Annotated in this window: 9 protein-coding genes and 1 tRNA gene; 2 read left to right on the forward strand and 8 right to left on the reverse strand. The window is 60.0% G+C overall.

All coding sequences use genetic code 11. From position 1 onward, the window contains the following. Nucleotides 1–63: 63 nt before the first annotated feature. The 3 genes from ACW9IR_RS26425 to gabD form a co-directional block, all read right to left on the reverse strand. The gene (locus ACW9IR_RS26425) at nt 64–1,275 is read right to left on the reverse strand and encodes an HDOD domain-containing protein (RefSeq protein WP_457465578.1); all 1,212 of its coding nucleotides are present in this window, start codon (nt 1,273–1,275) and stop codon (nt 64–66) included. A 137-nt stretch (nt 1,276–1,412) separates the two neighbouring features. Next, nucleotides 1,413–2,690 (reverse strand): 4-aminobutyrate--2-oxoglutarate transaminase, encoded by a 1,278-nt coding sequence (gene gabT / locus ACW9IR_RS26430; RefSeq protein WP_007917687.1) that lies wholly within the window; start codon nt 2,688–2,690, stop codon nt 1,413–1,415. A gap of 185 nt (nt 2,691–2,875) precedes the next feature. Then, nucleotides 2,876–4,318, reverse strand: coding sequence for an NADP-dependent succinate-semialdehyde dehydrogenase (gabD, locus tag ACW9IR_RS26435; RefSeq protein ID WP_007917688.1), 1,443 nt, complete (start codon nt 4,316–4,318; stop codon nt 2,876–2,878). 442 nt (nt 4,319–4,760) lie between these two features. Between gabD and ACW9IR_RS26440 the strand changes: the two genes are divergently transcribed. Further along, nucleotides 4,761–4,837 (forward strand) — tRNA-Arg (locus ACW9IR_RS26440). A gap of 120 nt (nt 4,838–4,957) precedes the next feature. On the opposite strand, the gene ACW9IR_RS26445 is transcribed toward ACW9IR_RS26440, so the two are convergent. The 5 genes from ACW9IR_RS26445 to ACW9IR_RS26465 all read right to left on the reverse strand — a co-directional run bounded on the left by ACW9IR_RS26445 (nt 4,958) and on the right by ACW9IR_RS26465 (nt 8,780). Beyond that, nucleotides 4,958–5,227 (reverse strand): hypothetical protein, encoded by a 270-nt coding sequence (locus ACW9IR_RS26445; RefSeq protein WP_181429390.1) that lies wholly within the window; start codon nt 5,225–5,227, stop codon nt 4,958–4,960. Between the two features lie 20 nt (nt 5,228–5,247). Beyond that, nucleotides 5,248–5,844: a hypothetical protein gene (locus ACW9IR_RS26450; protein WP_457465580.1), complete on the reverse strand. Its 597-nt coding sequence runs from the start codon at nt 5,842–5,844 to the stop codon at nt 5,248–5,250. Further along, nucleotides 5,841–6,422 (reverse strand): RNA polymerase sigma factor, encoded by a 582-nt coding sequence (locus ACW9IR_RS26455; protein ID WP_457465587.1) that lies wholly within the window; start codon nt 6,420–6,422, stop codon nt 5,841–5,843. The genes ACW9IR_RS26450 and ACW9IR_RS26455 overlap by 4 nt, the downstream gene beginning before the upstream one ends. 30 nt (nt 6,423–6,452) lie before the next feature. Then, entirely contained in the window at nt 6,453–8,132 is a 1,680-nt protein-coding gene (locus ACW9IR_RS26460; protein WP_457465582.1) for a vWA domain-containing protein, read from the reverse strand. Between the two features lie 87 nt (nt 8,133–8,219). Further along, complete coding sequence (locus ACW9IR_RS26465; protein WP_457465584.1) at nt 8,220–8,780, reverse strand: YbhB/YbcL family Raf kinase inhibitor-like protein; 561 nt, start codon at nt 8,778–8,780, stop codon at nt 8,220–8,222. Between the two features lie 139 nt (nt 8,781–8,919). On the opposite strand from ACW9IR_RS26465, the gene ACW9IR_RS26470 reads away from it, so the two are divergent. Further along, a complete protein-coding gene (locus tag ACW9IR_RS26470) occupies nt 8,920–10,443 on the forward strand; it encodes an FAD-dependent oxidoreductase (RefSeq protein ID WP_457465586.1) in 1,524 nt (507 codons plus the stop codon). Nucleotides 10,444–10,506: the final 63 nt, after the last annotated feature.

The following is a 10,506-nucleotide window of genomic DNA, read 5'->3' on the forward strand; positions in this document are numbered from 1 at the left end:
AATTGACTGACACACCGCTATCGCGAGCAGGCTCACTCCTACATTGGAATTGTGTAAGTCAGGTTATTTGCGCATCCGCATCAACTCCGGCAGCCCGATCTTGAGCAACCGCGCCGTGCGGCTCTTCGCCAACTCTTCCACGCCCTCATGCTCGGTCAAGCGGGCCATCTGCGCAGCCATGTTCATCACCAACGCCTCACGGGAATACACGCCACCGCCGAGCTGGTAGACCGACGCAATCAGCTCACGCAATTCCAGCGGCAATCGCCAGCGAGTACGCAGGGCCGAACCATAAGCCGCGCCAAACTCAGCCAACGCCTCGCCAACTTCCTCCAGCTCATCCAGCTCTCCACCGGCTTGTTTCCACTCCTGCAGACAACGCAGCAACGCCAGATCACCCAGCCGATGCAGCATGCCCGCGCAATAACAACGCTCCTGATCGAGATCGAGCAAGCGCGCCAAGGTGCGAGCGTATTCAGCGGTGTGCAGCGACAGCCCCCAATAGCGCTCGGCATAGTCCGCCAGACACGGATCACTGAGCCTGGCGCTGCGCTTGAGTGCCAGCCCCAGAATCAGGTTCATGCTCTGTCCGGTGCCCAGGCGATGCAGAGCTTGCGCCAATGTTTGCACCGGCGCGCCGTGGTGCTGCGCCGCGCTGTTGGCCGCAGCGATCAACACCGCCGTGATCTGTGGATCGGTTTTGATCTCGTCTTCCAGCAGCTTCAGATCGAGGCCATTGGGATTGAGGCTGCGCTTCACCGCCACCTGCACATCGGTCATCAACGGCGCGCCGTCGGCCTGCTCACGTCGACGCTCAAGAAACACTGACAAGGTCATGCCCGGCGCCAATGCCGGCACCTCACAGAACACTTCTTCACCGGCATTGAGCAGTAAACCCTGCAAACGCTCGGTCAGGTTTTCCATGTTCAGCGGTTTGGTCAGATAGGCTGTCGGCGCCAGCGGAATCGCTTCGCGCACGCTGGCACTGTCGTTGCGGCTGCTCAACAGAATGAACGGCAGCGGTGGGTTGCGTTTGCGCTGACGCACGCTGCGCAACACGCTCAAGCCATCGACGCCGGGTAGCTCCCAATCGACGATGGCCAGGTCATAAGGAATTTCGCTGAGCATCGACAGGGCTTGCTGGCCATCGGCACACAGGTCCAGCCGGGCATCGCAACGCACGTTCAGCAACACTTGTTTGAGCAGGTCGCGCGACCACGGGTCAGCTTCGGCAATCAACACTCGTGGTACGGCGGGTAAATCAACGGCAGTCATGCGCGCTCTCCCTTGCAATGCCTGAACCTTAGCCAATGCTGGCCATTCGATACAGCGCTAAAGCGCCCGATGTGTTTCAAAGGGCATAAAAAAACCCGCCGAAGCGGGTTTTTTGTCGATCAGGTCACACGGGCAGATCAGAGCTCGGAGAAGCACTCTTCGATGATCGCCAGACCTTTGTCCAGTTGCTCGTCCGGCGAAGTCAGCGGTACCAGGACGCGCAGAACGTTGCCGTAGGTGCCGCAGGACAGCAGGATCAGCCCCTTGTCGCGCGCCTTGGCCACCACCGACGCTACTGCTGCAGCGTTCGGCTTGTGGCTGTCGCCGTTTTCGAACAGCTCGACCGCGATCATCGCGCCCAGGGCGCGGACTTCACCGATCACCGGGTACTTGGCCTGGATAGCTTTCAGGCCAGTGACCAAACGCTCTCCGACAGCCTTGCAGCGATCCAGCAGTTGCTCTTCTTCGAACACTTCCATCACCGCCAGAGCAGCGGCGCAAGCGATCGGGCTACCAGCGTAGGTGCCACCGAGGCCGCCTGGCGCGATGGCGTCCATGTATTCGGCCTTGCCGCACACACCGGCGAGCGGGAAGCCGCCAGCGATGGATTTGGCGAAGGTGGTCAGGTCGGCGGCAACGCCCATCTGTTCCATGGCGAAGAATGTACCGGTACGGCCCGCGCCAGTTTGTACTTCGTCAGCGATCAGCAGGATGCCGTGCTGGTCGCACAGCGCGCGCAGACGCTTCATGAACTCTTTCGGCGCGACGTAGAAACCACCTTCGCCCTGAACCGGCTCGATGATGATCGCGGCGATGTCTTTCGGCTCGGCGTCGTTCTTGAAGATGCGCTCGATGGAAGCGATCGAGTCGTCGATGCTCACGCCGTGCAGTTCGTTCGGGTACAGCGCGCGGAAGATGCCGCCTGGCATCAGGCCCATGCCGGCCGAGTACGGCACGACTTTACCGGTCAGGCCCAGGGTCATCATGGTGCGACCGTGGTAAGCGCCGGTGAAGGCAATCACGCCGGCACGGCCAGTGGCGGCACGGGCGATTTTCACGGCGTTTTCCACGGCTTCGGAACCGGTGGTGACCAGCAGGGTTTTCTTGGCGAAATCACCTGGCACCTTGGCGTTGATTTTTTCGCACAGCTCAACGTACGGTTCGTAAGCCAGCACCTGGAAGCAAGTGTGGGTCAGCTTGTTCAGCTGTTCGGTCACGGCGGCGATGATTTTCGGGTGCACGTGGCCGGTGTTCAGTACAGCGATGCCGCCAGCGAAGTCGATGAACTCACGACCTTCAACGTCAGTCACGGTAGCGTTCTTTGCCGATTCAGCGAAGATCGGGTGAATCTGGCCAACACCACGTGGAACAGCTGCGGTACGACGGGCCATCAGTTCAGCGTTAGTCTTGCTCATTACAGTCCTCATTCGCCGCTCATCGGGCGGCGTGGTTCAAGGATTAAGCGGGAGAAATCGACGGTGGCAGCATGCGATGATCGACTGCCACGGCGTTCCTGGCCGCAGAGAAAATTCCGGTTTGAAACCACGCAAAGGGACAGCGCTCTCGTGCCCTTTGCGTTTGCAGCGATCCTTGTCCGAGCTTAGATGCCCAGGCAGAGGTATTTGATTTCCAGGTAATCTTCGATGCCGTACTTGGAGCCTTCACGGCCCAGGCCCGAAGCCTTGATGCCGCCGAACGGCGCGACTTCGTTGGAGATCAGCCCGGTGTTGACGCCGACCATGCCGTATTCCAGCGCTTCCGCGACACGGAACACACGACCGAGGTCGCGAGCGTAGAAGTAGGAGGCCAGACCGAACTCGGTGTCGTTGGACATCGCGATCACTTCGGCTTCGTCTTTGAAGCGGAACAGCGGCGCCAGCGGGCCGAAGGTTTCTTCCTTGGCCACAGCGGCGTTTTTCGGCACGTTGGTCAGGATGGTCGGTTCGAAGAAGTTGCCTTCCATCGCCTTGCCGCCAGCCAGTACGGTTGCGCCTTTCGCTACAGCGTCGGCGATGTGTTCTTGCACCTTGGCCACGGCTTTCTCGTCGATCAGCGGGCCAGTGGTGGTGCCGTCTTCCAGACCGTTGCCGATCTTCAGTTTGGCCACAGCCACTTTCAGCTTCTCGGCGAACGCGTCGTAGACCGAATCCTGAATGTACAGACGGTTGGCGCAGACGCAGGTCTGGCCGTTGTTGCGGTACTTGGAAATGATCGCGCCTTCGACGGCCTTATCCAGGTCCGCGTCGTCGAACACGATGAACGGCGCGTTGCCGCCCAGTTCCAGCGAGACTTTCTTGATGTCCTTGGCACATTCCGACATCAGTTGACGACCGATTTCGGTCGAACCGGTGAAGGACAGTTTGCGCACGATCGGGTTGCTGGTCAGCTCGCTGCCGATGTCGCCGGCGCTGCCGGACACCACGCTGAACACGCCCGCAGGAATACCCGCGCGCTGGGCCAGTTCGGCCAGGGCAAAAGCGGAAAACGGAGTTTGCGAAGCAGGCTTGAGCACCATGGTGCAACCGGCGGCCAGTGCCGGGCCGGCCTTACGGGTGATCATCGCTGCCGGGAAGTTCCACGGGGTAATTGCTGCGGTCACGCCGATTGGCTGCTTGATCACGATCAGGCGCTTGTCTGGCTGATGGCCCGGAATCACGTCACCGTAGATGCGCTTGGCTTCTTCGGCGAACCACTCGATAAACGAAGCGGCGTAAACGATTTCGCCCTTGGCTTCGGCCAGCGGCTTGCCCTGCTCGAGAGTCATCAGGCGCGCGAGGTCGTCCTGGTTCTCGATCATCAATTCGAACCAGCGACGCAGCTTGCCAGCGCGCTCTTTGGCGGTCAGGGCACGCCAGGCCGGCAGCGCTTTGTCAGCGGCTTCGATGGCACGGCGGGTTTCGGCAGCGCCCATTTTTGGCACGGTACCGAGGATTTCGCCGGTGGCCGGATTATTGACCTTGATCGTCTGACCGTTGTCCGCATCGACCCAAGCGCCATCAATGAAGGCTTGCTGGCGGAACAACAGGGTGTCTTTAAGCTGCATGTCGGCTTTCCTTAACAGCACCGCGGCCTGCGCGGAGCAAATTATGATTGTAGAAAGGCGCCTCGCAAGGCTGCCGTCAGGGAAATCAGTGACCGGGTGTGGCGCATCAACAGTGCACGATTCGAAACACCGGCGCTTCAACGCCCGGTCAACGAGCGTTTGAAATCTCAAACGGATCGTAGGATCAAAGGGGTTAAAGGACAATAGGTCGTTCGAAAAAAAGAACAAAAACGGCGTGTTTGTGGAATTTTTCAGATCAACGAGCCAAAAGCCTCAGCCGCAACAAAACCATAGAACAGTCCCGAGAAAGCGCCAAGCGAGGGTTTTGCAGGACGTTACAGCTTTATGGAATGCAGCGCTTTCAGCCGACACGCGCACTGACAATACCTGCTCAAACCCAGCATGGACGCCCCGAGCCGACCTAGGTATGATGTCGCCCGCTGCACCAGTAGCTCAGCTGGATAGAGTACTGCCCTCCGAAGGCAGGGGTCGTGGGTTCGAATCCCGCCTGGTGCACCATTGATTTAAACGAGAAAGCCCCGGACTGTGATGGTCCGGGGCTTTTTTGTGGAAAACGGTTTCAATTGAAGTTGAGCGTGTCAGTTATTCGGTTTTACCGAACAACTGAACAAACGCCCGTTACTCCGTCGTCCAATCAAATTCGTCGTAATCATCGTCGTCCTCTTCCTCCTCAACCTCCTCTTCGAAAACCTCGTCTTCCTCAACGACATCTTCTTCCGGCTGATTGAGCAGAAACTCCTTACGCGTCTCGGTAATCGCTCGCCTCATCTCCTCGCCCTTCTCCGGGCAGTTGAGCAGTTGGGCGATGCGGTCAATTTTTGCTGCCACGTTGTCCTCCAGCGCATTGGCAATGTCCCGATAGTGCGCGTTTTTGCGGGGCAATGCCAAATGGCTGGGGGATCAGGCGGTCATTTTTTCTGCAACTGTTCGAGTCGGGCGTCGAGATCGGTGTTCGGGTAGCGTTTGTGCAGGTTGTTGAACAGGCTGTCGGCGGCTTGTGACTGGCCGGATTCACGCAGGCGCAGGACTTCGCGCAGTTGTTCGTCGAGGCCGTTGGCCGGGGCAGCGGCGCGTTTGCTGAGTTTGGCTTCATCGGCGCTGATCGCTTGATCTTGCATCGGTGCGGCCATTTCCATCATCGGCACAGGTGCAGGCATGGCGCCGGCCGGGGCGGACAATCGGTGCAGTTGCGCTGAGTCCGTTTCGGTCATGGGCACTGCTAGCTCGGGGGCAGGGATGTAGTCGTACTGACGCAGCGGCTCAGGAGCACGCTGGACAAGCGACAGCATCAATGCCACGCCGACGAGGCTGGCGAACGCGACTTGCCAGCGTGGTTTGCGGCAAGCGTCCAGCCAGCGTTGCCACAGGGTTGGTTTCGGCACAGGGGTTTGACGATGCGCAGCGTTGAGGATCAACGCATCCATGTGCGCTGGCGGTTCGGCATTGTGCTGTTCGCGCACATGCTTGATCAGCGGATCTTCGGGTGTCTGGCGGGCGTCAGTCATGTCAGTACCTCCTCGGCCAGCAGCCGACGCAGTTTTTGCTGGGCGTAGCGCAAGCGGCTTTTGACGGTTTCCAGCGGAGCTTCGGTGAGGCTGGCGATTTGTGCCAGGTCGAGGTCGCCGTGGGCTCGCAGCAGGAACACTTCGCGCTGGTCGGCGGGCAGGGTTTGCAGGGCACTTTCCAGGCGTTGACTGTCACGGCTGAGGGTGAGCAGTTGTTCGGGATCATTCGCGTCATCACCGACCGCGTGATTTTGCTCGTCATAGCTGTCATGCAGCGGTTGTCGGGCGCCGTGTTTACGCCAGTGATCGATCAAGCGATTGCGCGCAATCTGGTACAGCCATGTACGAAATATCGCCCGACCTTGCGGCTGACTGGTGCTGCGGATCAGGCTCAGCCAGGTCTCCTGAAATACTTCGTCGGCCAGTTCCGGTTTGCCGCCCAACCCGAGCAGAAACCGGTACAGGCCTTGGCGATGGCGCGCATACAAGATCTCGAACGCGGCGCCGTCGCCCTCGCGATAACGCGCCAGCAGCGATTCATCGCTGCTGGCGGTTGAGCTGTCTGCCGAGGCAAACAGCTGGCTGATGAAGCCTTTGAGACGACTCACCTACTCAATCCGTCGTTCAGTGGCCAGCGCGTTCGAAGCGCTCGAGGTGCGCAGACTTTGCGCCAATTCGACCAGTTGCACGAACTCATTGCGCAGACCGAAGCGATCATCGCCGCGAGCGCCACGGGCCAATGCCTCGGTGTCTTTCAGGCTGAAGTCGCCGGTGTAGCGACCGTCCTTGAGCTGCTGGGAGAATGCGGCCACGGCGGCGGCAAAACGCAGATCTTCGCTGGCGGTTGCGACTTGGTTGGCGATCGGCCGCTCGATCAGCAGACTTTTCCCACCGTCAGGACGTTGATAACGCACACGCAGCATTGCCAATTCTCCGTTCTTCCCGAAAACAACCGGCTCCGACTTGCCGTAACGCAGCGGCTCCAGCCAGCCCTTTTCACCCGCCGGAACAATTTCGTACAGCGCGGTCACCGTGTGCCCTGCGCCGATTTCGCCGGCATCGACTTTGTCATTGCTGAAATCCTCACGCTTCAACGCACGGTTTTCGTAGCCGAGCAGGCGATATTCGCTGACCTGCGCCGGGTTGAACTCCACCTGCAGTTTGACGTTTTGCGCCACCACGGCGAGGGTCGAACTCAACTGATCCACCAATACTTTGCGTGCCTCGCGCAGGTTGTCGATGTAGGCATAGTTACCGTCGCCAGCGTCGGCCAGTTGCTCCATCAAGTGTTCATTGTAGTTATCCACACCAAAACCCAGGGTTGTCAGCGAAATCCCGCTTTTGCGTTTATCCACAGCCATTTGTTTGAGGCTGTCGAAGTCGCTGACGCCGACATTGAAGTCGCCATCGGTGGCCAGGAGGATGCGGTTGATGCCTTTGGGAATGAAGGCCTGCTGCGCCATTTGGTAGGCCAGTTCGATACCGGAGGCTCCAGCGGTCGAACCGCCGGCAGTCAATTGCTCAATGGCTGTACGAATTTTCGCTTTCTCGCGCCCGGAAGTCGGTTCAAGCACCACTCTGGATTCGCCGGCATACACCACCAGTGACACGCGATCCTGATCGCGCAATTGATCGACCAGTAATTTCAGCGTGCTTTTGACCATCGGCAGGCCCTCGCGGCGATCCATCGAGCCGGACACGTCAACCAGAAATACCAGATTGGCCGGGGCCAGCTGCGCCACCGCGCGGTCGGAAGCTTTGATGCCGATGCGCAACAAGCGAGTGTGCGGGTTCCACGGTGACGCAGCCAATTCTGTGGTCACGCCAAACGGCGAGCCGTCGCTGGGTAACGCGTAGTCGTAGGGGAAGTAATTGACCATTTCTTCCAGTCGCACCGCGCCTTCCGGCGGCAGTCGGCCTTGATTGAGCAAGCGGCGGACGTTGGCATAAGCGCCCGTGTCGACGTCAGCACTGAACGTTGAAACCGGCGTCTCGGCGACGCTGTGGATTGGGTTAGCGGCCAACGCTTGATACTGCTCGCGCTGCGTATCGCGATAGCCCTGTGGATAACTTTCACTCAACGGCATCGGCGCACTGCCCGCATTGGGCATCCTGTACAGCGCGCGCTTGGCCATTGAGGTGTCAGCCATGACCGCTTCCTGCTGAACCAGCACCTCAGGCTGCGCCGGCGCTGGCACAGCAGCGGAATCGGGTGTGGACGAAGCACCGCAACCGGCGAGCGCCAGCAGCACAGCAACCGCAACAGGACGCAAAAGAGCAAGAGACATGGGGGCTGACCTCGGGATGAAATTGATCATTCATCCACTGAGACGGGCAGCCCTTTCAGTTCGGGTTAAACGCCACTGAAAATATTTTCAGCGGTGATAACGCCGCACCGCACTGCTGTTACGCAAAACGTGGCCTTTGATTTTTTCCATCAGCTCGGCACGGGTCAGACCGGCCGGCAAGGCATCCGGCGCCAGATCCAGCGCGTAGATCTGGATGATGTAGTGGTGCGCACTGTCGCCCACGGGCGGGCACGGCCCCATGTAATGGGTGTTGCCCTTGCTGTTGGTGCCGCCGACACCCTCGAACGCGGATTTGGCGCCGACGCCCGCCGCGATCTGGTGCGTGGTGGCTTTGATGCCGTAATGAATCCAGTGATCGACGCCCAGGCCTTTCTGGCCGTCCGGGTCGTGCATTACGATCGCATAACTCTGGGTGCCGGCAGGCCCTGCGTTCCAGCTCAGGGCCGGCGACTGGTTCTTGCCGCCACAACCGGGCGCATCGCTGGCGGCTGCCGAGGTGAACAGGCGGTTATCGGAAACACCCGGAATGCTCAGGGTGAAACGCTCCTGGGCCTGCGCCGAAAACTGCACGCAAAGGGTGACGGCAATGGCCGCCAGCCAGGGGTTGAGAGAGGTCAATCGGGTCATTCCGGGAGCACCTTGTGCAGTGGGGCCGTCGTCGGCCTGCAAACTATAGCCGTACCGTTCGTGCCGTGGCAGTGGCAAATGGCTGAACCTCGCCCTGCGGCGCAAACTCACAAGAGAAATGCCCGCGAGGAAGCCGATCATGTCCCTGCACCGTGTCGCCCGTATCGCCGATGTCCCTGAAGACCGTGGCCTGCAAGTTGAAATCGGCGACTGCAAGATTGTGCTGCTGCGCGTCGGAGAGCAGCTACGCGCCTTTCAAGGGGAATGCCCACATGCCGGGGCACCGCTGGCTGACGGTGCATTGTGTCACGGACGCCTGATCTGCCCGTGGCACAAGGCTGCGTTTCGCGCGGAGGACGGCGCACTATGTGAGCCGCCAGCGCTCGACAGCCTCAAGCGGTATCCACTGGAGCTGCGCGGCGATGACGTTTGGGTCGATGAACAACCGTTGCCCGACGCGCATACGCCACCGGCCGATGATTCGCGCACGTTCGTGATCGTCGGCGCCGGAGCGGCAGGCACCGCGTGTGCAGCGGCGCTGCGGGAAAAGGGCTTTGGTGGCCGGATCGTGATGATTGACCGCGAGGCCGATGCCAGTTACGACCGTACGGTGCTGAGCAAATTTGTCCTCGCCGGGGAAATGCCACCCGAGGAAACGCCGCCGCTGCGAGATGAAACCTTCTATAAAGAGCAGCGCATCGAGCGGCTGGAAAACCAAATCACCTCGCTGGATGATGCAAACCAGACGCTGCATCTGAATGACGGTCAGTCCCTGCGCTATGACGCGGCCGTGCTCGCCACCGGCGGTGAACCCAATCCATTGGAATTGCCCGGCGCCGACCTACCGCAGGTCTTCGTCCTGCGCTCAAAATCCCAGGCAGAGCAAATAATGAATGCCGCCAAACCCGAGCACCGCGCGGTGATCATCGGCGACAGTTTCATCGCCCTCGAGTGCGCCTCGGCCCTGCGCCAGTATGGCCTCGACGTCACGGTGCTGGCTCGCCACGCGATTCCTTTCGCTGCCCAGTTCGGCGAAGCCGTGGGCAAAACGATTCGCGCGCTGCACGAAAAGAACGGGGTGAAATTCATCACTGAGCACGCAGCCACCGAAATCATCGGCGATGGCATAGTCGAGGCCGTATTGCTGGACAATGGCCTGCGTCTTTCGGCGGATCTGGTGCTGGCCGGGGTCGGCGTGCACCCGGCCACCGAAGCTTTCGCGTCACTGCTGAGGGAAAAGGATCAGTCATTGCGCGTCGATGACGGACTGCGTGTGAGCGAAAATCTGTGGGCCATCGGCGATATCGCTACGTTTCCGCTCCACGGCCAGTTGCAACGCATCGAGCACTGGCGCCTGGCTCAGCAACACGCGCGTATCGCCGCTGCCAATATGCTCGGTGGCGACGAACATTACCTCGACGTGCCGTTTTTCTGGACCTGGCACTTTGGCAAGAATTACGACTACCTCGGCCACGCCGAGCATTGGGATGAGGTGGAGTTTCTCGGCGAGCCTGAACATCCGCCATTTATTGGTCTGTTCGGTAGAAACGGTATGGTAGTTGCCGCCGTGGCTTGCGAGAAAGAAAGAGCGATGGCGTTACTCACCGAGCGCATGAAGCAACCGCTGCCGATGGAAGAGGCTTGGGAACTGATCCGCGATTAGCGGCCGATTGATCGTTCCCACGCTCTGCGTGGGAATGCAGCCCGTGACGCTCCGCGTCACTGG

Source organism: Pseudomonas sp. SDT291_1_S447 (assembly GCF_054070155.1).